The organism is Pseudomonas sp. DVZ6 (assembly GCF_024259445.1).
Taxonomy (GTDB): Bacteria; Pseudomonadota; Gammaproteobacteria; order Pseudomonadales; family Pseudomonadaceae; genus Aquipseudomonas; species Aquipseudomonas peradeniyensis.
The window spans coordinates 58,316-81,500 of the sequence record NZ_JANCLM010000030.1 but is presented as its reverse complement, the minus strand read 5'-3'; the positions used below and the strand labels follow the sequence as shown (position 1 = coordinate 81,500).

The following is a 23,185-nucleotide window of genomic DNA, read 5'->3' as shown; positions in this document are numbered from 1 at the left end:
CGCGATCCCAGGCAATGCGGAGGCCGAAGCGCTGGCGGCGGTGTGGTCGTCGTCCATTGGGGTTTTGGGGTTGAGTATTGAGGCGACAGGGAAAGCGATCGAGATATTGCGGCCTGCCCGGGTCGCCGTGACGGCGGGCTCGACATTGATGCAGGGGACGCAACTGGTGAAGTACGGTGGTGCCATTGCTGCTGTCGCTGGTATTGCAGAAGGAACAAATTATTTACTAGCGGCTCAACGAACAGGTGCACAAGGCGATCTAGCATCCAACCAAAAATATAATATTGCAGGCCTATCTGCGATTGGTTCAGCATTCGTAGGAGTAAGCACACTTTACTTTGGGACCGCATTCCTAGGCCCTGTAGGTATAGCACTATTACTTGCACTTTCGGCCTACACGCTTGCTACGATCGCAAAAAAAAACGAATCGTCTCCACTGGAAATCTGGGCTCGCCAGTCCAGATGGGGGCTACCAGCGTCACATCGTGAATGGCAGGTCGCAGAAGACAATGACAACGCTATAGGTGCTCTCAATGCTGCCCTAGTGGGCATCACTGCTCACGCCTCGATAGATATAACATTCAAAGAAACACACCCTCCGAAAACGATAGAGCCGTTCGTCACGCTGAGGGACAGCTTCTCGGTTCCACTCGAAACACGTCTGAACTACACAATCACCATTCCTAACTTTGCTCACGAACAGGCAAGATACGAATGGACACTGGTGGTTTATTCACCGGGTAGAAACACTGTGCCGACCGTGTACTCAGGAGACAGCGACAAGGAAAAAACCGAGTTATATGAGAACACTGGCAGCCCAGAGGATAGTTCTCGCCAAGGAAAGACTCTAAGAATAGAAGGGAGTACACCAACCGCAGATTTCAAAACTATCGACGCCTTTGAGTTAACAGTCAGCTATTGGCCCAACAAGGACGACACCACAAATTTCGCGAAATTGGTAAAAAAACAGGACAAACTGGACGTAAGGGGATAAAAATGAAAAGACCTATCCTGATTCCTCCGTGTCCAGGCTGGAAAGAGGACTTCAACCTCCCAAACGCCCCGACTAAAGTCGACCCTTCTCCCATACTGCTAAACTCAAACCATCAAGACGACATTTACGTAGAGATACCTCGTAACTCAGTCAACACTGGGGGACTATTAACCCTGTGCATTCCATTAAGCATTACAACAATCATTCTTGGCACAAGAATAATAGCAACCAGCATCCAGCACAATGACTACGAGTCACTATTAACCATATCAATACTAATATCCATTATAACTTGGCAGGTAGCAATATATTTTCGCCTAGTCCGCACCGCCCCGCGCGACGAGCCAATACGTTTCAACCGTTCCCGTCAAAAAATCTACGCTTACAACTTTACGTTCTGTTGGTGGAACCCCTTCATCCCATGGCCAATAAAAATCGTCAGCTACGACTGGAAGGATGTACGCGCCGAACGCTGGAGAAAGCAGGCTGTCACCCACCAAGGCTCGCACCTCGTGAAGACAGGGATCATGTTGTCCGTCGTCGAACCGGGCACCAACAAGGTCATCGACCGGTTCTCCTTGAGTAATACGTATGGGGAAGAGTCCATCTGGGCCTACATCTGCACTTACATGCAATATGGTCTCGATGCTGTTTCACCTGCCCCACACAATGAAGATCACAACCTTCTCCTCTGGTATCAGTTCGCCAAGCGTCTGGGAGCAGAGGTCAAGTGGCCAGAAGCGATAGACCGCGAATCGCGAACGGCTCCACAAACCGCTCCACTGGCTGAGTTGCCATGAAGCCTGTCGTCTTCGTCGATCATCGAGACTGGTGCCACGCGAGGGAGACACGAGGAGCCTTGGCGGCGTCATGATAGAAGGTGATCCGGGCTGGCTAGTCGAGTCGCATCGAAGAAGCCCGCTCACCGTCAGCATTACTGGCTGCAACGCTGCCCCAGTTAAGCGGGACTACCTACCGCCAATCACAGAAAAGTAAACACCTCTGCCGCCGCCAACCGCGACTTGCTCAGCCCGGCATTGAAATCCTCCTCGCTGCGATAGCCCAGGCTCAGCAGCACCACGCTGGTGAAGCCCTGCTCGCGCAGGCCCAGTTCGGCGTCCAGGGCCTTGGCGTCGAAGCCTTCGATCGGCGTGGCGTCCAGGCCGTGGGCGGCGGCGCCCAGCAGTGCGGTGCCCAGGGCCAGGTAGACCTGCTTCTCCATCCAGTGCTGCAGGTCCTTGAAGTCATGGCGGTGCAGGTCGACGTAGCCGCGGCGGGTCTGGTCCTGGCCATCACGGGCCTGTTCGGTGCGGAAGCGCCCGTCGGCGGCCTCCTGCGCCAGCACCGCCTGCAGGTGGGCTTCGGTCATGTTGGTGCGGGCGGCGAACACGATCACATGGGAGGCGTCGCGCAGCTTCGGACTGTTGTAGGCGAAACGCTCATCGGTGGCCTTGGCCAGGCGCGCCTTGCCTTCGGCGCTGTCGGCCACGACGAAGTGCCAGGGCTGCGAGTTGACCGAGGACGGGCTGTGGCGCAGCTGCTCGAGCAACGCATCGATGGTGGCCTGGGGAATCCTGCGGCTGGCGTCGTAGGCTTTGGTGGTGTAACGGCGTTTGGCGAGGGCAACGGTATCCATCTACGGCAATTCCTCAAAGGGATCGTGAATGAGCCGCATCTTATCTTCCCGGCGGCAAAGAAAAACCAGCACAATGCAGCAACACTTTCATCCCTGGAGTGAAAATGCTGCGCATCAACGATCTCGAACTGTTCGCCCGTGCCAGCGCCCTGGGCAGCTTTACCGCTGCGGCCCACGAGGCCGACCTGCTGCCCGGCCAGGTGGCGGCGGCGATCAAGCGCCTGGAACGCGAACTGGATGTGCGCCTGTTCGCCCGCACCACCCGCAGCCTGCGCCTGACCGCCGAGGGCGAGCTGTACCTGCCCACCGCCCAGCGCGTGCTCGATGCCCTGCGCCAGGGCCGCGAGGACCTGCACGGCAGCCACAGTTGCCTGCGCGGCGTGCTGCAGGTGGCGGCACCATCAGACATGGGGCGCAACCTGCTGCGGCCCTGGCTCAGCGCGTTTCGTCGCGAGCATCCGGGGCTCGGCCTGCGCTTCTTTCTCTCCGACCAACTGGCCGACCTCTACCGCGACCCGGTGGATGTCGCTATCCGCTACGGCCAGAACGAGGACGCCAACTACATTGCCCTGCCCCTGGCACCGTGGAACCGTCGGGTGCTGGTGGCCTCGCCCGACTACCTGGCCCGCCATGGCCGGCCGGACAGCCCCGACGACCTGCAGCAGCACGACTGCCTGCTGTACCTGCAACAGAGCCGGGTCTACGACAAATGGCGGCTGGGCAACCGCACCGTGCAGGTGCGCGGGCCGCTGTTCAGCGACGACGCCGACGTGGTGCGGCGCTGGGCGCTGGAAGGCGAAGGCATCGTCTACAAGTCGTGGCTGGATGTCAGCGCCAATGTTGCCGCCGGCGAGCTGGAGGTCCTGCTGCCCGAACACCCCGGCGAGCTGACCCCGGTGACCCTGGTGTGCCCGCACCGCAAGCAGCTCACCCCGGCGGTGGCCCAGCTGCACCTGTGGCTGCGCGAGCGCTTCGCCACGCTGCGCCCGGAGGGCATGTTGCAGCCGCTGTCGCCGGGCGTATAGTGCATCCACCCCCGACTGCAAGGAGCTGTCATTCATGCCGAGCCTGGAGTTTCTCGTTACCGCGCTGATCATCGTGCTGATTCCCGGCAGCGGGGTCATCCTCACCGTCTCCAGCGCCCTGGTGGCCGGGCGCCGCGCCTGCCTGTGGACTGCCTCCGGCTGCACCCTGGGTATCGTCCCGCACCTGCTGGCCTCGGTGCTGGGCCTTTCGGCCTTGCTGCACACCAGCGCCCTGGCCTTCCAGGGCCTGAAGTTCGCCGGCGTCGCCTACCTGCTGTACCTGGCCTATGCCACCTGGCGCGACCGCGCGGCCTTCGCCGTGGACACCCAGGCCACCCCGGCCAGGGCCGGCCAGCTGGTGCTCAAGGCCTGCCTGCTGAACATCCTCAACCCCAAGCTGACGCTGTTCTTCCTCGCCTTCCTGCCGCAGTTCATCAGCCCCCAGGCCGGTTCCGCGACCGTGCAGATGCTCGGCCTGAGCGCGGTGTTCATGGCCATGACCTTCGTCGTCTTCGTGATCTATGGCCTGCTCGCCCACCTGTTCCGCCGCGCCGTGATCGACTCGCCCCAGGTACAGGCCTGGCTACGGCGCAGCTTCGCCGCCTCGTTCGCCGGGCTTGGCATCAACCTGGCGTTCGCCCAGCGCTGACGGCTGCACAATCGTTCTAAACGCCCGGGCCGTTTCTGCGTTAAGGTCGTCTACCGACACCCGCACGGCCCGCGCCCATGAGCAACTGGATCGACCTCAGACAGGACGCCGACACCGGCATCGAGTCGGTCCGCGCCCATTTCACCGGCCATGCCTACGACCCGCACTGGCACGACAGCTTCCTGGTCGGGGTGACCGAACAGGGCGTGCAGCAATTCAACTGCCGCCGCGCACGCCACAACAGCACCCCAGGCCAGGTGTTCGTGCTCGAGCCGGGCGACCTGCACGACGGCCATGCACCCACCGTTGAGGGTTTCACCTACTCGACCCTGTACCTGGATGCCAACTGGCTGGAAACCGAGCTGCGCGCCCTGTTCGAACACGCGCCCTCGGGCGCCCTGCCCAGCTTCGGCACCCTGCTGCACCAGGATCCGCGCCTGGCCGGGGCCACCGCCCGGGCCTTCGAGACGGTGCATTACAACGATCTGCGCATCGTCCGCCAGACCGCCCTGGACGACCTGCTGGCCTGCCTCACCGGCCACCTGCACTGGCGCAAGCGCCTGGACCCCGATCCACGCTTGCCGTTGTGCGCCCAGGTCGCCCGCGATTACCTGCACACGCACCTGGACCAGGACATCGGCCTGGTCGAGCTGGCGCAGGTGTGCGGCGTCGACCGCTTCCGCCTGACCCGGGCGTTCAAGGCGGCTTTCGGCCTGGCGCCGCATGCCTACCTGATCCAGCTGCGCCTGGCCCGTGCACGGCGGCGGCTGGCCCTGGGTGAAACGCCGGCCAGCGTCGCCACCTCCCTGGGCTTTGCCGACCAGAGCCATCTGGGGCGCTGGTTCCGCCGCGCCTACCGGCTGACCCCGGCGGACTACCGCAAGCGCTGCTCAAACCTTCCAGACTGAACCCGCGCCCGGCGCGACCATGGCGCTTCGATCACTCGGAGCCTTGACCATGTCGCATACGCTGTTGCCCTTCATCCTCTTCGCCCTGGCCGCCAGCATCAGCCCCGGGCCGACCAACCTGCTGATCCTCGCCCACGGAGCCAGGCGCGGCCTGCGCGCCAGCCTGGCGCCGATCGTGACGGCCTGCTGCGCGGCGGCGGCAGTGGTGCTGCTGGTGGGCCTGGGGCTGGGCGAGGTGCTGCTGCGCTACCCGCTGGCGCAGCAGGCCATGAGTTGGGTGGGCGCCCTGTGGCTCAGCTGGCTGGCCTGGAAGATGCTGCGCAGCGCCGGTGCGCCGCTGCAGGCGGGCAGCGATAGCGGCCTGGACCCGCTGAGCGCGGCGACCCTGCAGGTGGTCAACCCCAAGGTGTGGGTGACGGCGGTGGCAATGGTCGGCCTGTTCGCCGGCCCGGCACTGCCGATGTGGTGGTTGAGCCTGGTGTTCCTGCTGATCGCCCTGCCGAGCATGACCGCGTGGGCGCTGATGGGCATCGGCAGCGCCCGCTGGTTACGTTCGCCCCAGGCGCTGCGGGTGTTCAATCAGGGCCTCGCCGGCCTGCTGCTGGTGTCGGCGTGGTCGGCCTTGCTGGTGTGACGCGGCGGGCATCGGCCTTCAGCGCGCGGTAGCCGCGCGCAGACGCAGCCCCAGGCGCGGCCCGAACACATTGATCAGCAGCCCGAGCATCACCAGCAGCGCGCCCCAGCCCTGGGCCTCGCTCAGGCGCTCGCCCAGCAACACGGCCGAGGAGCTCAGGCCGACCACCGGCACCAGCAGCGAGAACGGCGCCACCTTGCCCGCCGGGTGGCGCGACAACAGGGTGCTCCACAGGCTGTAGCCGACCATGGTGGCGACGAAGGCCAGGTAGGCCAGGGCCAGCACCGAGCTCCAGCCGATGTTGGCCAGGGCATGGCCGATGCGCTCGGGCCCTTCCAGCCACCAGGACAGCGCCAGGAACGGCAGCGGCGGGATCAGCCCGCCCCAGATCACCAGGGCGACCAGGTCGACCTTGCCGAAGCGCCGGGTGATGATGTTGCCCATGCCCCACATGGCGCCGCCGCACAGGGTCAGCAACAGTGCGAGCAACGGCACGTGGCCGCTGTCCTCGCTGCCGATCACCGCCAGGCCGCCGGCGGCCACCAGCAAGCCCAGCACGCTGGCCAGGCGCAGCCGCTCGCCGAGGAACAGCGCGGCAAAGCCCAGGGTGAAGAACGCCTGGGACTGCAGCACCAGCGAAGCCAGCCCCGGCGGCATGCCACTGGCCATGGCCTGGAACAGGAAGGCGAACTGGCCCAGGGAAATGGTCGCGCCGTAGGCGATCAACCAGCGCCATGGCAGGTTCGGGCGCTTGATCAGGAACACCGCCGGAAAGGCCACCAGCAGAAAGCGCAATGCCCCCAGCAGCATCGGTGGCAGGCCATCGAGGCCGACCTTGATGACCACGAAATTGACGCCCCAGGCGATGATCACCACCAGGGCGATCAGCAGATCCTTGAGTGGCATGGCACGCATTCCTTCTTCAGGCTTGTTATAGACATATTTGGTTACAGCATAAGGGCATCGCGCCGCCTCGGACCAGCACAGTTGCGCAACAGCCTTGCGCAACAGTCGGCTGTGATGGCTGCGCAACACCCATGAAAACCCTGCGCAAGCTTCACTTGACCAGACTTGTATATACATGCTCATATCGGGCTTCGGCCATCCGCCCTGCGTCCCGCCGATAGCCGCCGCCTTTCACAAAAACAACGAAGCGGAGCCCTCCCCGATGTCCAGCAAACCCGTGATCGAGCGCCGCTCGATCGACTACATCCCCGAGTCTGAACGCCATGGACGCGTCTACAGCCAATTCACCCTGTGGCTGGGAGCCAACCTGCAGATCACCGCGATCGTCACCGGCGCCCTGGCCGTGGTGCTGGGCGGCGATGTGTTCTGGTCGTTGATCGGCCTGCTGCTCGGACAACTGGTCGGCGGCGCGGTGATGGCCCTGCACGCAGCCCAGGGGCCACGCCTGGGTCTGCCGCAGATGATCTCCAGCCGGGTGCAGTTCGGCGTGTACGGCGCGGCCATCCCCATGGCCCTGGTGTGCCTGATGTACCTGGGCTTCACCGCCACCGGCACGGTGCTGTCCGGCCAGGCCATCGGCCAGTTGCTGAGCATCAGCGACAGCGCCGGCATTCTGATCTTCGCCGGAGTGATCGTGCTGGCGACCCTGGCCGGCTACCGGGTGATTCACTGGATCGGTCGGGTGGCCAGCGTGCTGGGGATCATCGCCTTCGTCTACCTGTTCAGCCGCATCCTGATGCTCGCCGACATCGGCCAGCTGCTCGACAACCGCCACTTCAGCTGGGCCAGCTTCCTGCTGGCGGTGTCGCTGGCGGCGTCCTGGCAGATCGCCTTCGGCCCGTACGTGGCCGACTACTCGCGCTACCTGCCCAGCCATACCTCGCCGCTCAAGACCTTCCTCGCCGCCGGCCTGGGCTCGGTGATCGGCGCCCAGGCCTCGATGATCCTCGGCGTGTTCGCCGCGGCCATCGCCGGCGGCCAGTTCTCCGGGCGCGAAGTAGCCTACATCGTCGGCCTGGGCGGCGCCGGCACCACGGCGGCGCTGCTGTACTTCTGCATCGCCTTCGGCAAGGTGACCATCTCCACCCTCAACAGCTACGGCAGCTTCATGTGCATCGCCACGATCATCAGTGGTTTCCGGGGTCACCTGCAGATCAGTCGGGTACAGCGACTGGTGTTCGTGCTCGGCATCGTCGGCGCCGCGACCCTGGTCGCCCTGCTCGGCCAGCATTCGTTCCTCAGCGCGTTCAAGTCGTTCATCCTGTTCCTGCTGACCTTCTTCGTGCCGTGGAGCGCGGTGAACCTGGTGGACTACTACTTCATCACCAAGGAACGCTACGACATCCCGGCACTGGCCGACCCTGACGGCCGCTACGGGCGCTGGAACTGGCCGGGCATCGGCGTGTACACCTTCGGCGTGCTGGTGCAGATGCCGTTCATCGACACCAAGCTGTACACCGGGCCCATGGTCGCGCACCTGGGCGGCGTGGATGTGTCGTGGCTGATCGGCCTGGTGGTGCCGAGCGTGCTGTACTACTGGGTGGCCCGCCGCCGCGCGGCCGAGGCACCGGCCGGGATCATCGTGCCGGAGGGGCGCTGAGCCGGGTTGCTCACACATATCCTGCATGAGATCGCCCAGCCCCTCGGGCTGGGCTGTCGCACATGAAATGGTGTCCCTGTGGGAGCAACTGTCTTGCTAATTTTTAGAATCTGGCGCGATCCCTGTGGGAGCGGGCTTGCCCGCGAACACGGGCGAAGCCCGTGCCATCCACCACGGTGTCGGCTTCGCGGGTAAACCCGCTCCCACAGGTTCTCTGCCCGCCGGCCCAGCCAGATAGGCTGGGCGATCTCTTACGGGACACTGTCATCTTTCGGTCAAGCAACTGTCGTAATCTGCGGCGCAACTCTGTGCCACGGGTCTTCGGCATGCCTCGCCTGCTTCTCCTTCTGCTGTGCCTGCTCCCGGGCCTGGCTTGCGCCGGGCCCGCGCAACTGCGTATCCAGGGCTCCAACACCATCGGCGCGGCCCTTGGCCCGGCCCTGGTGCAGGGGCTGCTGCAGGCCCAGGGCGCAAGCGCCATCGAGCACCGGCCCGGCGCCACGGCCAACGAGACCGAGGTCCACGCCCGCGATCCGGACGGCCAGCCCGTGCGCATCGACATTGCCGCCCACGGCACCAGCACCGGCTTTGCCGCGCTGGCCCGGGGCGAGGCCGACCTGGCCGCGGCCTCGCGGCCGATCAGCGACAGCGAGGCGCAACAGTTGCAGGCCCTGGGCAACCTGCGCGGCGCGGGCTCGGAACAGGTGATCGGCCTGGATGGCGTGGCGGTGATCGTCCACCCGGACAACCCGCTCACGCAACTGAGCACCGAGCAACTGGCCCAGGTGTTCTCCGGCCAGTTGCAACGCTGGGAACAGCTGGGCGTGCCCGGCGGGGCGATCCACCTGTATGCCCGCGATGATCGCTCCGGCACCTTCGAAACCTTCAAGGCCCTGGTGCTTACCCCTCAGCAAGCGACACTGGCCACCCAGGCGCGGCGCTTCGAGTCCGCCGACGAACTGGCTGCCCAGGTCATGGCCGACCGCCAGGCCATCGGTTTCAGCGGCCTGGCCACGGTCCACCGGGCCAAGGCACTGGCCGTGGCCGAGGGCGATGCACCAGCGCTGCCACCCAGCCGTGCCCTGGTGGCCAGCGAGGACTACCCGCTGTCGCGTCGCCTGTTCTTCTACCTCCCCACCCACCCCACGCCGCTGGCCAAGGCGCTCGCCGAGTTTGCCCAAAGTCCCGCCGGCCAGGCCATCGTCGCCGAGCAGGGCTTCGTTTCCCAGCAGATCAAGCCACAGCAGGTCGCGGCCCAGGGCGACATGCCGCCACGCTATCGGACACTGGCCGGCGAGGCCCAGCGCCTGAGCGTGAACTTCCGCTTCCAGGAAGGCAGCGCCGGCCTCGACAACAAGGCCCTGCGCGATGTGCAGCGGGTCGGCGACTACCTGCGCCAGGCCGGCAAGCTACAGGGCAAGGTGGTGCTGGTGGGCTTCGGCGATCCCAAGGAGACACCGGGCCGCGCCGCGCTGCTGTCGCGCCTGCGGGCCATGGCGGTGCGCCGCGAGCTGGCCCGCGTCGGGGTGCAGGTCAGGGACGTGGCGGGCATGGGCGACGAACTGCCGGTGGCCGGCAACGACCTGGAGCAGGGGCGCCTGCGCAACCGCCGGGTCGAGGTCTGGGTGTACTGACCCGCTCAGCCGCCATCGGGCAGTTCGATCCGCGCCACCAGCCCACCGCCAACGCGATTGCGCAGGGTCAGCTCGCCGCCCTGCTCGCGCACGCTGGCACGGGCGGCCGAAAGGCCGAGGCCGACGCCGCCGGTATCGCGGTTGCGCGAGCCCTCCAGCCGGTAGAACGGCTCGAACACCTGCTGCAGGGCCTCCTCGGGAATACCTGGCCCGCTGTCGCGAACCTCGATGACGATCAGGTGAGCGGCGCGGCGCAGCGTTATCTGCGGATCGCGGGCATACTTCATGGCGTTTTCCACCAGGTTGACGACCACCCGCTTGGTCGCCAGCGGGCGGCCGTCATGCACCAGGTGCGCCGGGCCCTTGAAGGCGATGTCAAGGTGCTGGTCGCGGTAGTCGTCAACCAGGGTCTGCAACAGCTCCGACAAATCATAGGCCGTGCGCTGCTCCAGTTGCGTGCCCTCGCGGAAAAACGCCAGGGCCTCGTTGATCATCGTCTGCATCTCGTCGACGTCGCGGATCAGCTTGCGCTGGTGGTCCAGGTCCTCCATGAACTCGCTGCGCAGGCGCATGCGCGTCAACGGCGCGCGCAGGTCGTGGGAGATGGCCGCGAGCATGTGGGTGCGCTCGCGGAGGAAGTGCTGGATCTGCGCCTGCATGGTGTTGAAGGCGATGATTGCCTGGCGGATTTCCTCGGGGCCCTCGCTGGCGATGGGCGGCGCCTGCAGGTCACCGCCGAAACGCCGCGCCGCACTGGCGAAGCGTTGCAGCGGCGCGGCCAGCTGGCGGGTGGCGAGCCAGGCCACCAGCAACGTCGCCACCAGCCCCAGACCGATGACCACCGCCAGGCGCGCCGTCGCGCTCATGCCCCAGCTGCGCTCCGGCGGCACGAACAGCAGCCAGCTGTCATCAGCCAGCGCGACCAGCGCCACGTAGTGCGCCTCGGCGCTGCCCATGGGCCAGTCATCCGGGTTGTACACTTCGATCGGCCGCGAGGGCCCCAGCAACTGGGCCATCGCCGGCACCTGCCCGGAATTGAGCATGGTGCCCGGGCCAGGCAGGCCAAAGTCGTCACGCCGGGTACTCCAGGTCACCCGCAGCGTTGGCGTGCTCGCCGCCTCGGCCAGCTGCCCGCGCAGCGTCGCCGGCGCGGTCTCGATCACCCGGGTGGTCACGGCGATCTGCTCGAGCAGGCCGGTGCGTTCGATGGGCGGGCGTGCCCAGCTGCCGGCAACCTGGACGAACAGGGCATTGAACGCCAGCGAGGCAAGCAATGCGGTGAAAATGGTCAGGGCGATGCGCTTGCGCAGAGTGTCGCGACCCAGCAGGCGACGGATCACGAGCGGGTCACCGTGGCGCTGAACAGGTAGCCGCCATTGCGCACGGTGCGAATCAGGTCCGGGCGCTTGCTGTCGGGCTCGATCTTGCGCCGCAGACGGCTGACCTGCACGTCGATGCTGCGGTCGAAGGCGTCATGGCCGTGGCCACGGGTCAGGTCGATCAACTGCTCGCGGGTGAGGATGCGCTGCGGGTGCTCGAGAAACACCACCAGCAGGTCGAACTCGGCGCCGGACAGCGGCACCATCACCCGCTCGGGCGAGCGCAGCTCGCGGCAAGTGATGTCCAGCTGCCAACCGGCGAAACCGATCACCGGTCGCGCCGCCTCGCCCCGCGGTGGCTGTTCACCAACCCGGCGCTGCACGGCGCGCAGGCGGGCCAGCAGTTCACGTGGATCGAACGGCTTGGTCAGGTAATCGTCGGCGCCCAGTTCCAGGCCGATGATGCGGTCGCTCAGTTCGGCCATGGCGGTGAGCATGATGACCGGCACCCCAAGCTGCGCACGCAGCTTCTGGCACAGGCCCAGGCCACTTTCGCCGGGCAGCATCAGGTCGAGGATGATCGCATCCGGGCGCTGCCGGGCGATGGCTGCCCACATCGCCTGCCCCTCGGCGGCCAGGTCCACCTCGTAGCCGTGCTGGACGAAGAACTGCTTCAGCAAGGCGAGGATTTCGACGTCGTCATCGACGATCAACAGTCTGCTCACGGTGATACCGATCCGGGAAAAAAGGCGTATCTAAAACCATTGCGCCACGCGGGTCATTTATTTCAATCGCGCAACATTTCGTCATGCACGACACAAAGCGGACATCACCCGGCAACGATGACCCTTCACCCTGCCAGCCTTCCATTACCGAGGGCTCCCCATGAAGATAGTCGACAGCCGCAACAGCACCGATGGGCATGAGGGTTCCGCGTCCCTGATCCTCAGCCAGCGCAACACCCAGCGCGGACAATCGGGTTCCCTGATCGTGCAGCAGGAGAGCCTGGAGCTGGCAAACGAACAGGGCTACGTCACCCTGCGTCGATATTTCGAACACTACGACCCGACCTTTGGCGAATGGGTCGAGTACAGCCACACCGTTCCCGTCCGTGACCTCGTGCACTGGCTGATGGCACGCGGACAGTTGCGCATCCAGACATCGCAGGACGTGCCCCACCTGCAAGCGGCCCATCCGACCCGGCGCGAGGTTCGCCACCCATGAGTCGGCGTCACCTTCTGGCACTGGTGCTGACGTCCACCCTGGGCCTGTCCGCGTGCGGCAGCAACAAGCCGACACCGACCGGCTACCTCAAGGATTACGGATTACTCACCCCGCACCAGGCGCCTTCGGGCGCAACGGTGCTCAGCTGGGCCGACCCGAAATGGCCAAAGGGCCGTTACATCGAGGTCTACCTGGCACCCAGCCGGTTCTACCCGGCGCCCGAGCCGAGCACGCGCATCCCCCAGGCCACCCTCGCCAGCATCACCCACTACTACGATGCGGTACTGCGCAACGAACTGGGCAAGGTGATGACGGTGGTCGACAGGCCCGGCCCGAACACCCTGGTGGTCAGGCCGGCCATCACCCGCATCAGCGCCGACACCCAGGGCCTGCGCTTCTACGAGTGGCTGCCGATCACCCTGGTCGCGGCCGGGGTGAGCAGCGCCGCGGGCATTCGCGACCGGGACAGCGCGATTGCCAGCGAGCTGTCGTTCGAGGCGGGCGCAAGCGGCAAGGTGGTCGGCGAGGCGATGCTCGCGGGTACCGGCGTACCGCTGGATAACGACCGCCAGGTAATGACCGCCGACAACGTCAAGGCCGTGCTCGACGGCTGGGCCGTGGACCTGCGCCAGGGCTATGCGGCGCCGCTCAGGTAGCGTGACGCTTCACAGGACAAGCCCAGCTCGCCTGGTCAGGCCTTGAGCGAGGCCATGTCGATGACAAAGCGGTACTTCACGTCGCCGGCGATCATCCGCTCGTAGGCCTGGTTGATGTTACGGATGTCGAGCCTTTCGATATCGCAGCTGATCCCGTGCTCGGCGCAGAAGTCGAGCACCTCCTGGGTTTCGGCGATACCGCCGATCAAGGAACCTGCCAGCACCCGGCGCTGCATCACCAGGTTGGCCGCATGTACCGGTGGATCAACCGGTTCGATCAGCCCGACCAGGATGTGCACGCCGCCAAACTTCAGGGTTTGCAGGTAGGGGTTGAGGTCGTGCTGCACCGGGATGGTGTCGAGCAGGAAATCGAAGCGACCCGCCGCACTGCGCATCTGTTCGGCATCGGTGGAGACGATCACATGGTCGGCGCCCTGCCGACGGGCTTCCTCGGCCTTGGCCGCGGAGCGGGTGAACAGGGTCACTTCCGCCCCCAGGGCCTTGGCCAGCTTGATGCCCATATGGCCCAGGCCACCCATGCCCAGCACGCCCACCTTGTGCCCGGGGCCCACGCCGTGGTGCTTGAGGGGCGAATAGGTGGTGATGCCGGCGCACAGGATCGGCGCCGCGCTGGCCAGGTCCATGCCCTCGGGAATGCGCAGGACGAAATGCTCGCTGACCACGATGCTGCTGGAGTAGCCGCCCATCGTGTTGCTGCCGTCGACCCGGTCGGGGGTGGCGTAGGTCATGGTCGGGCCTTCCAGGCAGTACTGTTCGACGTCCTGGCGACAGGCCTCGCACTGGCGGCAGGAATCAACCATGCAGCCGACGCCGACCAGATCACCGACCTGGTAACGGCTGACCTGCGCGCCCACCGCGCTGACCCGGCCGACGATCTCATGGCCCGGCATCAGCGGGTAGACGGCGATGCCCCATTCATTGCGGGCCTGGTGGATATCGGAATGGCACACGCCACAGTAGAGGATCTCGATGACCACATCGTCGGGCCGCGGGCTGCGGCGCTGGAAGGTCATGGGGGCCAGGGGGCTGGTGGGCGATTGGGCGGCGTAACCGATGGCGGTGTACATGGGGCACCTCGTGCAAGTGAAACGATTCAGGCGACGCATTCTGCGCGCCAGGACCAGCCTCGCCCACCGCCGATTCTCCAGTATGCATGCCTGATTCTCCGGACCTTGCCACCAACCTCTGGCATGACCCCGCGAATCTGCGAAGATGCCAGTGTCCGATTCTCTGCCCGGGTTCACCATGCACCTGACTCACCATGTGGATGCCAATGCCACGCTCTGCTCTCTGATCCGTACTCTCGCCACAGGCCCGGGGTTCGTGCCCACCCTCCTGCCCCAGGTCCAGGTCCTTACCTGGGACCACTACGTGGCCAGCACCCCGCAGATCTACGAACCCAGCCTGATCATCCTCGCCCAGGGCAGCAAGCTGGCGCGCCTGGGCCCGCGCACTTTGGAGTACGGTGCCGGGCATTACCTGGTGCAGGCGCTGTCGGTGCCGTTCATGTGCGAGACCTTCGCCACGCCCCAGGCGCCGCTGCTCGGCGTGGCGGTGGACATCGACCGCGCCCTGCTCGGCGAGCTGGTGCAAGGCATGGACCTGGCGCCGGATGCCGCGGTGCAGGCACAGACGCCACAGTCGATGACTTCGGCGGTGCTGGACACGGCCATGCGCGACAGCGTCGAACGCCTGCTGCAGTGCCTGCAGGACCCGCTGGACGCCAAGGTGCTGGGGCCGGCGCGGGTGCGCGAAGTGCTCTATACCGCCTTGCGCGGGCCACAGGCCGGCGTGCTGCGGGCGCTGGTCGAGCAACAGGGGCATTTCGCCCGGATCGGCGCGGCCCTGGCCTACCTGCGCGAGCACTACGCCGAACCGCTGGGGGTGGAAGAGCTGGCCAGCCGGGCGAACATGAGCGTGTCGACCTTCCACGAACACTTCAAGCGCTGCACCGACCTGGCGCCGATGCAGTACCTCAAGCGCCTACGCCTGCTCAAGGCGCAGCAGATGCTGATCGGCGAAGGGCTGGGCGTGGCCCAGGTGGCGCATCGGGTCGGCTATCAGAGCACTTCGCAGTTCAGCCGCGAGTACAAGCGCCAGTTCGCCCGCAGTCCGGGGGAAGAGCAGCCGTACCAGAGCCTGCCGGCCTGACCGGGGCCGTCGTAGCAGACTGCAAGAGCAGGATGCGTGGGAGCGGGCTTGCCCCGCGATCACCGGCGCAGCCGGTGCCATGCCCCCCCCATCGCGGGGCAAGCCCGCTCCCACGCAGGTCACGCGATCCACTACAAAAATCACTTGCAGGATGATCGCCTACTGGCGCAAAACCATCGCCACAATGGTCGCCTGCAGCTCGCGCTTGGCTGCTTCAGCCGTCAGCTCCCCGGCCGCCGCCGCCAGGGACAGCGCATCCGCCGCCCCCACCAGCACCCACAACCCGGCCACGCCGATATCGCCACCCGGCGCGAACGGCAGCAGCGCTTCACGGCATTTATCCATGAACGGCCCGTCATAACCACGCTTGAGCGCCTCCAGCTCCGGCGAGCCGGCCAGCGCGGCGCTGACCCCGGGGATCTCCCGGCCCTGGGTCGCCACGCAGTCCACATAGGCCTCGGCAATCACCCAGGCCCGCTCCGGCAGGCCCGCCGGACAACCGGCCAGGGCCTTGTCGAGCATGGCCGTCTGACGGGCGTCGTATTCCTGGTACAGCGCCAGCAACAAGCCGTTGCGGGTCTCGAAATGGTCGTACACCACCGGCTTGGTCACCCCGGCCTGCTCGGCCAGGCGCCCCAGGCTCAGGGCATCGGTGCCCTCCTCACGAACCAGCCGCCAGGCCACATCCAGCAACTGACGGCGGCGCTCCTCGCGGGACAGGCGTTTGCGCGGCGCGGTCTTTTCCTCGCTTGACATCGCTTACCTACCAAAAGTAACTTACTAAGAGTAACTTACCTCGAGTATATAACGCTCCCGGTGTCCCTGCATCCTGATTCTGGAGATTCCACCATGCATGCCCTGATCGTCATCGGTCACCACGACCCCGACTCCCTCACCCACGCCCTCGCCCAGCAGGTCGCCGAGGGCCTGCGCGCCGCCGGCCATACCAGCGAGTTCGCCGACCTGGCCAGCGAAGGCTTCGACCCACGCTTCAGCCTGGCCGACCACGCCGTGCACCGTCGTCTGGGCAAGCCACCAGCCGATGTGCTGGCCGAACAGGCGCGCATCGAGCGGGCCGACACCGTGGTCATGGTCTACCCCATCTACTGGTGGTCGCTGCCGGCCCTGCTCAAGGGCTGGGTCGAGCGGGTGTTCAGCAACGGCTGGGCCTTCGACCAGGCCGCCGACGGCAGCACCACCAAGCTGCTGCACGGGATGACCGCGCACCTGGTCGGCGTGGCCGGCGCCGACGCCGGCACCTTCGAACGCCATGGCTATGGCGAGGCCATGCGCGTGCAGATCGAGCACGGTATCTTCGACTACTGCGGTGCCCGGGTCATCAGTTCGACCCTGTTCACCGACAGTGAAGGCGCAGCCCCCGCCAGCCTCCTGCCACAAGCCCGTCAACTGGGGCTGACCCTGTTCGCAGGCCAGGAAGCTGCGGCCTGATGCGCCAGCGCGCGCCGCTGCGCAGGCAGCGGCGCGAATTGTTGTGACATGCCCCATTGCGAGACGATGAACCTCCCGGCTACCATTGAGAACGATTCACACTCACAACTGGATAGCCACCGTTGGACAGCACCTCGACCCGCAAGCTGGGCTTCTTCTTCAGCGACCACCATCGCTGGCTGCTCCAACACATCCACAAACGCCTGCGCAACCGTGCCGACGCCGAGGACACCGCCGCCGAGGCGTTCTGCCAGATGCTCGGCGCGCAGGTCGATCCGGACAGCATCCAGCAACCTCGCGCCTACCTGTCGACCATCGCCCGGCGGCTGATCTTCGACCGCCACCGTCGCCGTCAACTGGAACTGGCCTACCTCGAGCGCCTGGCGCTATTGCCTGAACAAGTCGCCCCATCGGCCGAAGAGCAATTGCTGCTGATCGAAGCGCTGGTGACCATCGACCAGGTGCTGGACGGCCTGCCCGCCATGGTCAAGGCCGCTTTCCTCTACAGCCAGCTCGACGGCATGAGCTATGTCGAGATCGCCGCCCGCCTGCAGATCTGCGAACGCACCGTCAGCCGCTACATGAAGCAGGCCCTGCGCCAATGCTACCTGTGCGAAGTACAACCATGAGCGCCCGCAGCCTGGACCCGATCGGCGAGCAGGCCATCGACTGGATGGTGGCACTCAATGCCCGCGCGCCGGACGATGCGCTGTTGCGCCAGCTGGAGCAGTGGCTGCGCCAGGACCCGGCGCACCAGCAAGCCTGGGACCGGCTGCAACAGCGCCTGGGCAAGCCCTGCGCGACCCTGCGCGCCCTCGAGCAACGGGCCCCCGGACAGGCCGCCGAGGCGCGCCGGGTGCTGCTGCAACCGAGCCATTCACGTCGCGAAGTGCTGGGCGCCCTGGCCAGCCTCGGCCTGCTTGGCGGGGCGCTCTGGGGCGGCTGGCGCAGCGACGCCACCCAGGGCTGGCTGGCCGACCTGCACACCGCCAGCGGCGAGCGGCGCAGCTTCACCCTGGCCGACGGCAGCCGGCTGAGCCTCAACAGCGCCAGCGCCGTGGACCTGCGTTTCGATGCCCGCCAACGCCTGGTGCTGCTGCGCCACGGCGAACTGGTCATCCAGGTCGCCGCCGACGCCGCACGACCGTTGCGCGTGCGTACCGCGCAGGGCCAGGTGCAGGCCCTCGGCACCCGCTTCCTGGTCCGCCAGGAAGACACCGCAACCCGCGTGGTGGTACTCGAACACAGCGTGCGCCTGAGCCTGCCCGACGGGCGCTGGCAAGACCTGCAACAAGGCCAGGCGGCGCTGCTGCGCAGCAACGGCATCGAGCGGCTGGGCAGCGAGCAACAACAGCGCGCGGCCTGGGTGGAGGGCCGCCTGGAAGTGCTCGACGAACCGCTGCATGTGGTGGTCGACGCCCTGCGCCCCTACCAGCGCGGCTACATGCGCCTGGCCCCGGCGGTGCGCGACTTGCGGGTACAGGGCGTGTTCCCGCTCGAGCAGCCGCAACAAGCCCTCTCGGCACTGGCCGAAACCCTGCCGGTCAGCATCGAGCACTTCGGCCCCTGGCTGACCTTGATCGGCCCAAAAGCGGCTACGTGAAACTTTTTTTGAAAATCATTCGCAAAGGTGTCCGGTTTTCATTTCTCGGCCCACCTATCTCCTGACAACTCACAACATCCGGGAGATTTCCGTGCGCAACCCCTGGCCCATTGCCGCCGTCCTGACCAGCTTCAGCCTGTTCGCCCAGGCACAGACCCTGTCGTTCGACCTGCCCGCCGCGAGCCTGGCAACCACCCTCAACCGCATCGCCAGCCAGAGCGGCACCATCATCGCCCTGGAACCTGGGCTGGTACGCGGCAAGCAGGCCCCCGCGGTGGTCGGCCAGATGAGCGCCGAGCAAGCCATGCAGGCCGCGCTGGCCGGCAGTGGCCTGCAATTGCGCATCACCGGCAGCGGCCACTTCAGCGTGGCCCCCGTCAGCCAGGGCGGTGAGGCGCTGGAGCTGGGCAGCACCAGCATCACCGACAACTACCTGGACGCCACCAGCGAAGGCAGTGGCTCCTACGCGGCGCGGGCGGTGACCCTGGGCAAGGGCGTGCACACCCTCAAGGAGATCCCCCAGTCGGTGACGGTGATCACCCGCAAGCAGCTGGACGACCAGGGCATCACCGACCTGCAGGATGCGCTCAACCACACCACCGGCCTGGTCGGCGCCCAGGGCATCGGCCCTGGCGTGGTGGTGACCTCGCGAGGCTTCCAGATCGACGACTGGCAGTACGACGGCGTGCCGATCCCGCGCAACAACTACTCGCTGGGCAACTGGGCGACCCAGGACCTGGTGTTCTTCGACCGGGTTGAAATCCTGCGCGGCGCCTCCGGCCTGCTGCAAGGCACCGGCAGCCCGGGCGGCGCGATCAACCTGGTGCGCAAGCGTGGCCAGGCCGCACCGACCGTCACCGTCACCGGCAAGGCCGGTTCCTGGGACCACTATGGCCTGCAACTGGATGCCGGCGGCCCGCTGACCGCCGATGGCCGGGTACGCGGGCGGATGGTCGCCGACGAGGACCAGAGCGACAGCTTCATCGACTATGCCTGGAGCAAGTCGCACTCCCTGTACGGCGCGCTGGATATCGACCTGAGCGACGACACCACCGTCGGCGCCGGCATCAGCTACAACCGCCAGCAGTCGCGGCCAATGCTGCGCGGCATCCCCCGCTACGCCAACGGCAAGGCGATCGACCTGCCCCGCTCGACCTACACCGGCGCGCGCTGGAGCCGCGCGCAAACCGACGTCACCACCTACTACCTCGACCTCGAACACCGCTTCGACGATGACTGGACGTTCAAGGCCGCCGCCGTGCGCATGGACGAGACCAACACCTCCACCCACCAACGCGTGCAGAGCACCCGCCAAGGCCTGGCGCCCGACGGCACCGGTATCACCTACGCCGACTGGATCACCGACTTTCACAACACCAAGCTGGGCCTGGACATGAACCTGGTCGGGCACTTCGACACCGGTGCCGTGGCCCACGAGGTGACCTTCGGCGGCAACTACTCCAAGCTGACCTCGGACGATGCCTACTGGCGAAATTTCGCCGCCGATGCCGATGACAGCATCTTCGACATCGATCACAACCGTCCGGAACCTAGCCGCGACGGCCTGCTCGCCTCCAGCAATGCGCGCGCCAACCGCGCCAGCTACGATATCCGCCAGAAGGGCCTGTATGGCGCCTGGCGCGTCAAGCCGGTCGAGGACCTGACGCTGATACTCGGCAGCCGGGTCAGCTGGTTCGACTACAGCTGGGATTCGATCGACTTCAACAGCCCGACCGACCCCGGCAACCGCTACCCCACCAGCCGCATGACCGAGACCGGACAAGTCACGCCCTATGCCGGATTCGTCTACGACCTGACCCGCGAATGGGCCTGGTACGCAAGCTATACCGATGTCTTCGTTCCGCAGACCGAACGCGCCGTGGGCAACGCCGCGCTCAAACCGGTACTGGGCAGCAACTATGAAACCGGCCTGAAAGGCGAACTGCTCGATGGCCGCGTCAACGCCTCGCTGGCGGTGTTCCGCTACGACCAGAAAAACCGTGCCGTCACCGATGTCGCCTCGGGCTTCGCCTGCGACGACTGGTACTGCTCCAAGGCGGCGGGCAAGGTACGCAGCCAGGGGATTGAAGCCGAGATCAGCGGCGAAGTGCTCAGCGGCCTGCAACTGTTCGCCGGCTACACCTACAACACCACCAAGTTCCTCGACGATCCGGAAGAGGAAGGCCGTGTATTCAGCCAATGGACACCCAAGCACATGCTGCGCGCCTGGGCCGACTACACCTTACCCGTGGACGGCCAGCGCTGGAGCACCGGGCTGGGCTTCACCAGCCAGAGCCACACCCTGGGTTACGAGCGCACCTATGAGGTGCCCGGCTACACCGTGTGGAATGCCCGCCTGGCCTACCAGCTGACACCGGAAGTGAGTCTGGCGGTCAACGCCTACAACCTGTTCGACAAGAAGTACTGGGTGGCAGGCTTCAACCAGCTCAACGGCAGCAACAACTACGGCGAGCCGCGCAACCTGACGTTCTCGGTCAAGTACACGCCTGAGTTTTGATCGCCGCTCAGGCGCTCAACGGCCATTGCGCCAAGGGCCAGTAACGGCCCTTGCGCGATTCGTAGAGCGTGAAGTGCCGGGCGGCAAGGAAGAATTCCGGCGCCGTGCCGGCCTCTGGCGGCTGGCCGCGAAAGTCCCTGGCCAGGGTCAGGTGCGGGCGATACTCACGGTTTGCCGCCTCCACGCCCAGGGGCAACAGCGCCTGCTGCAGGCCATACACCAGTTGCAGCAGCGCCGCAGGCGCCTGCTGCGCCTCCAGCACCAGTGCACTGGCCCGCGGCCAGACCTGCAGGCGGTCGAGCAGCAAGCGTGGCGGTGCGACCGGCCGCCTGAGCTGATCGACCGCCGCGCAGATCGCCGGCACCTGCTCGGCGTCCACGTCACCGAGGAACAACAAGGTGACGTGGAAATTCTCCGCAGGCACAGGTTTACCGCTGCGCAAGTTCAGCTCTCGTCGCCACTGCGCCAGCGCACGGCATTGTTCTTCGCCTACCGGCAAGGCGAAGAACAGCCGTTTGAACGGCGCGCCGCTGGGGCGCGGATCCTGGACCATGTGAATCTCCCTGACAGCGGTTCGAGCCATCGAGTGTAGTGCTTTACCCAGTCGTAACGGCGACGCAAGCTGTTGAATCGTTTGCGCAACCTGTCAGCCATTGCACCTAAGTCGGCCAGACAAGACGTAACAATAAGTACAAACCCGCGCCACGATTGTTTATGCTGGCGGGCTTACGCCATGGCGCATGGCCATTTTTCGACAAGTAAACGTCCATGAAAATTGCACTCGTACTGATCTTCGTCCTCTCGATCGCCTATGTTCACCTGCGCGGTCGGGTTCGTCACAAGCTGACCCGCCAGCTGGGCGATCATTCCAGCTTCCTGGCCCCGGTCAACGCCTTCCTGTACCTGTTCTCCAAGCATCCGGCCAAGCCGTACCTGCCGGTCAGCGCCTTCCCCGAGCTGCAGGTGCTGCAGGACCACTGGCAGGAAATCCGCAAGGAAGGCCAGCAGCTGTTGCAGGCCGGCGAGATCAAGAAGTCCGACAACTACGACGACGTCGGTTTCAACTCGTTCTTCAAGACCGGCTGGAAGCGCTTCTACCTGAAATGGTACGGCGAGAGCCACCCGTCGGCGATGACCCTGTGCCCGCGCACCACCGAACTGCTCGCCGGCATCGGCACAGTCAAGGCGGCGATGTTCGCCACCCTGCCGCCAGGCGCCAAGCTGGTGCGCCACCGTGACCCGTACGCCGGTTCCTACCGCTACCACCTGGGCCTGGACACGCCCAACGACGATGGCTGCTACATCGACGTGGACGGTGAAAAGTACTCCTGGCGTGACGGCGAGGGCGTGGTGTTCGACGAGACCTACATCCACTACGCCGCCAACACCACCGAGCACAACCGCATCATCCTGTTCTGCGACGTCGAGCGCCCGCTCAAGTACCGCTGGGCCGCGGCGTTCAACCGCTGGTTCAGCCGCAACGTCATGGCCGCCGCCGCCGCGCCCAACGATGCCAGCGACAAGACCGGCGGCATCAACCGCCTGTTCACGCGCATCTACAAGATCCGCGAGCGCGGCAAGGCGATGAAGAAACGCAACCGCACCCGCTACTACCTGGAGAAGTGGGCGGTGGTCGCGGCGCTGGTGCTGGTGTTCATCTACATCTGACGCCGGAGCAAACCCGCTCCCGCAACGTGCGAGCGGGTTTGCCCTGCCCCGGATACTCTGGCCCCATGAGCAACTGAATATGGCTTGCTGTGCTGCCATCCTCGGCCATGCTGCCTGACGAAATCAGCGATAAAAAAGCCGCTCTCGATTGCTCGAAAGCGGCCCTTGCCTTGGTGCCGACAGTTCAGCTGTCGCCTTGCTCTCGCTTCACCGGCAACTGCCCATCGATCATCGCCTTGGCCATGCCGCTGAGGTAGTACGTCGCCCGCATCAGCGTCTGTGCGTCTTTCGGCTGGCTCAACGCCTGGTAGGTCAGCCCGGTGATGCAGCCCAGGATGATCGTTGTCTCCTGCAGCACGTCCTCGGTCGGCAACCCCGGGATCGCCTGTACCCAGTCACGCACCGAGTAGCGCTTGGTGCGGCCTGCCAGGCTGACGATCTTCAGATCTGCGGTGCCCTTTGCGTGTTCGTCCTTGTCCATGACCTTGCCCCCTGGAAAAAGAAAGAGCCCGTCGCGGTTCATCCCTCGG

At 65.7% G+C, this 23,185-nt stretch carries 23 protein-coding genes and 1 pseudogene; 16 read left to right on the top strand and 8 right to left on the bottom strand.

Annotated elements, in window-relative coordinates; genetic code table 11:
* Positions 1 to 994, top strand: a pseudogene (locus tag NMG10_RS17755) (hypothetical protein); the annotation flags it as partial.
* Between the two features lie 2 nt (positions 995 to 996).
* Positions 997 to 1,794, top strand: coding sequence for a DUF6708 domain-containing protein (locus tag NMG10_RS17750; RefSeq protein ID WP_232857104.1), 798 nt, complete (start codon positions 997 to 999; stop codon positions 1,792 to 1,794).
* A 182-nt stretch (positions 1,795 to 1,976) separates the two neighbouring features.
* Here the strand turns inward: NMG10_RS17750 and nfsB are convergent, their stop codons facing one another.
* The gene (gene nfsB, locus NMG10_RS17745) at positions 1,977 to 2,630 is read right to left on the bottom strand and encodes an oxygen-insensitive NAD(P)H nitroreductase (protein ID WP_110733882.1); all 654 of its coding nucleotides are present in this window, start codon (positions 2,628 to 2,630) and stop codon (positions 1,977 to 1,979) included.
* A gap of 104 nt (positions 2,631 to 2,734) precedes the next feature.
* Between nfsB and NMG10_RS17740 the strand changes: the two genes are divergently transcribed.
* From NMG10_RS17740 to NMG10_RS17725, 4 genes are all read left to right on the top strand, one after another.
* Positions 2,735 to 3,655 (top strand): LysR family transcriptional regulator, encoded by a 921-nt coding sequence (locus tag NMG10_RS17740; protein WP_203647177.1) that lies wholly within the window; start codon positions 2,735 to 2,737, stop codon positions 3,653 to 3,655.
* Positions 3,656 to 3,689: 34 nt separating this feature from the next.
* Complete coding sequence (locus tag NMG10_RS17735; RefSeq protein ID WP_254464827.1) at positions 3,690 to 4,304, top strand: LysE family translocator; 615 nt, start codon at positions 3,690 to 3,692, stop codon at positions 4,302 to 4,304.
* A 77-nt stretch (positions 4,305 to 4,381) separates the two neighbouring features.
* Positions 4,382 to 5,212: an AraC family transcriptional regulator gene (locus NMG10_RS17730; RefSeq protein ID WP_254464826.1), complete on the top strand. Its 831-nt coding sequence runs from the start codon at positions 4,382 to 4,384 to the stop codon at positions 5,210 to 5,212.
* 49 nt (positions 5,213 to 5,261) lie between these two features.
* On the top strand, positions 5,262 to 5,846 hold the full coding sequence (locus NMG10_RS17725) for a LysE family translocator (protein ID WP_232857107.1): 585 nt from the start codon (positions 5,262 to 5,264) through the stop codon (positions 5,844 to 5,846).
* Positions 5,847 to 5,864: 18 nt separating this feature from the next.
* On the opposite strand, the gene NMG10_RS17720 is transcribed toward NMG10_RS17725, so the two are convergent.
* Positions 5,865 to 6,752, bottom strand: a complete 888-nt coding sequence (locus tag NMG10_RS17720; protein WP_203647183.1) for an EamA family transporter — start codon at positions 6,750 to 6,752, stop codon at positions 5,865 to 5,867.
* A 262-nt stretch (positions 6,753 to 7,014) separates the two neighbouring features.
* Between NMG10_RS17720 and NMG10_RS17715 the strand changes: the two genes are divergently transcribed.
* Both NMG10_RS17715 and NMG10_RS17710 read left to right on the top strand, forming a co-directional pair.
* On the top strand, positions 7,015 to 8,412 hold the full coding sequence (locus tag NMG10_RS17715) for a cytosine permease (protein WP_254464825.1): 1,398 nt from the start codon (positions 7,015 to 7,017) through the stop codon (positions 8,410 to 8,412).
* A gap of 326 nt (positions 8,413 to 8,738) precedes the next feature.
* Complete coding sequence (locus tag NMG10_RS17710; protein ID WP_254464824.1) at positions 8,739 to 10,046, top strand: phosphate ABC transporter substrate-binding/OmpA family protein; 1,308 nt, start codon at positions 8,739 to 8,741, stop codon at positions 10,044 to 10,046.
* Between the two features lie 5 nt (positions 10,047 to 10,051).
* On the opposite strand, the gene NMG10_RS17705 is transcribed toward NMG10_RS17710, so the two are convergent.
* Positions 10,052 to 11,386: an ATP-binding protein gene (locus tag NMG10_RS17705; RefSeq protein WP_234561370.1), complete on the bottom strand. Its 1,335-nt coding sequence runs from the start codon at positions 11,384 to 11,386 to the stop codon at positions 10,052 to 10,054.
* Positions 11,383 to 12,096 (bottom strand): response regulator, encoded by a 714-nt coding sequence (locus NMG10_RS17700; RefSeq protein ID WP_232857155.1) that lies wholly within the window; start codon positions 12,094 to 12,096, stop codon positions 11,383 to 11,385. Before NMG10_RS17700 ends, NMG10_RS17705 begins: the two co-directional genes overlap by 4 nt.
* A gap of 154 nt (positions 12,097 to 12,250) precedes the next feature.
* Here NMG10_RS17700 and NMG10_RS17695 point away from each other — a divergent pair, with 154 nt between their 5' ends.
* Positions 12,251 to 12,589, top strand: a complete 339-nt coding sequence (locus NMG10_RS17695) for a hypothetical protein (RefSeq protein ID WP_232857111.1) — start codon at positions 12,251 to 12,253, stop codon at positions 12,587 to 12,589.
* The gene (locus tag NMG10_RS17690; RefSeq protein ID WP_254464823.1) at positions 12,586 to 13,245 is read left to right on the top strand and encodes a DUF3313 domain-containing protein; all 660 of its coding nucleotides are present in this window, start codon (positions 12,586 to 12,588) and stop codon (positions 13,243 to 13,245) included. The genes NMG10_RS17695 and NMG10_RS17690 overlap by 4 nt, the downstream gene beginning before the upstream one ends.
* A gap of 35 nt (positions 13,246 to 13,280) precedes the next feature.
* On the opposite strand, the gene NMG10_RS17685 is transcribed toward NMG10_RS17690, so the two are convergent.
* Entirely contained in the window at positions 13,281 to 14,333 is a 1,053-nt protein-coding gene (locus tag NMG10_RS17685; protein WP_232857113.1) for an NAD(P)-dependent alcohol dehydrogenase, read from the bottom strand.
* A gap of 178 nt (positions 14,334 to 14,511) precedes the next feature.
* Here NMG10_RS17685 and NMG10_RS17680 point away from each other — a divergent pair, with 178 nt between their 5' ends.
* Positions 14,512 to 15,417, top strand: a complete 906-nt coding sequence (locus tag NMG10_RS17680; protein WP_254464828.1) for an AraC family transcriptional regulator — start codon at positions 14,512 to 14,514, stop codon at positions 15,415 to 15,417.
* Between the two features lie 159 nt (positions 15,418 to 15,576).
* On the opposite strand, the gene NMG10_RS17675 is transcribed toward NMG10_RS17680, so the two are convergent.
* Positions 15,577 to 16,173 carry a TetR/AcrR family transcriptional regulator gene (locus NMG10_RS17675; protein ID WP_254464822.1) on the bottom strand — a complete coding sequence of 199 codons (597 nt, stop codon included), beginning with the start codon at positions 16,171 to 16,173 and terminating at the stop codon, positions 15,577 to 15,579.
* A 93-nt stretch (positions 16,174 to 16,266) separates the two neighbouring features.
* Here NMG10_RS17675 and NMG10_RS17670 point away from each other — a divergent pair, with 93 nt between their 5' ends.
* The 4 genes from NMG10_RS17670 (at position 16,267) to NMG10_RS17655 (ending at position 20,987) form a co-directional block, all read left to right on the top strand.
* Positions 16,267 to 16,866 carry an NAD(P)H-dependent oxidoreductase gene (locus NMG10_RS17670; RefSeq protein ID WP_254464821.1) on the top strand — a complete coding sequence of 200 codons (600 nt, stop codon included), beginning with the start codon at positions 16,267 to 16,269 and terminating at the stop codon, positions 16,864 to 16,866.
* A gap of 122 nt (positions 16,867 to 16,988) precedes the next feature.
* Positions 16,989 to 17,495 carry a sigma-70 family RNA polymerase sigma factor gene (locus tag NMG10_RS17665; RefSeq protein ID WP_254464820.1) on the top strand — a complete coding sequence of 169 codons (507 nt, stop codon included), beginning with the start codon at positions 16,989 to 16,991 and terminating at the stop codon, positions 17,493 to 17,495.
* Complete coding sequence (locus NMG10_RS17660; RefSeq protein WP_254464819.1) at positions 17,492 to 18,469, top strand: FecR domain-containing protein; 978 nt, start codon at positions 17,492 to 17,494, stop codon at positions 18,467 to 18,469. The genes NMG10_RS17665 and NMG10_RS17660 overlap by 4 nt, the downstream gene beginning before the upstream one ends.
* Positions 18,470 to 18,560: 91 nt before the next feature.
* Complete coding sequence (locus tag NMG10_RS17655) at positions 18,561 to 20,987, top strand: TonB-dependent receptor (RefSeq protein ID WP_254464818.1); 2,427 nt, start codon at positions 18,561 to 18,563, stop codon at positions 20,985 to 20,987.
* 7 nt (positions 20,988 to 20,994) lie between these two features.
* On the opposite strand, the gene thpR is transcribed toward NMG10_RS17655, so the two are convergent.
* Positions 20,995 to 21,540, bottom strand: coding sequence for an RNA 2',3'-cyclic phosphodiesterase (gene thpR, locus NMG10_RS17650; RefSeq protein WP_254464817.1), 546 nt, complete (start codon positions 21,538 to 21,540; stop codon positions 20,995 to 20,997).
* A 215-nt stretch (positions 21,541 to 21,755) separates the two neighbouring features.
* Here thpR and lpxO point away from each other — a divergent pair, with 215 nt between their 5' ends.
* The gene (gene lpxO / locus NMG10_RS17645) at positions 21,756 to 22,655 is read left to right on the top strand and encodes a lipid A hydroxylase LpxO (RefSeq protein WP_028691801.1); all 900 of its coding nucleotides are present in this window, start codon (positions 21,756 to 21,758) and stop codon (positions 22,653 to 22,655) included.
* Between the two features lie 184 nt (positions 22,656 to 22,839).
* On the opposite strand, the gene NMG10_RS17640 is transcribed toward lpxO, so the two are convergent.
* Entirely contained in the window at positions 22,840 to 23,136 is a 297-nt protein-coding gene (locus tag NMG10_RS17640; protein ID WP_203647204.1) for a DUF3077 domain-containing protein, read from the bottom strand.
* Between the last annotated feature and the right edge of the window lie 49 nt (positions 23,137 to 23,185).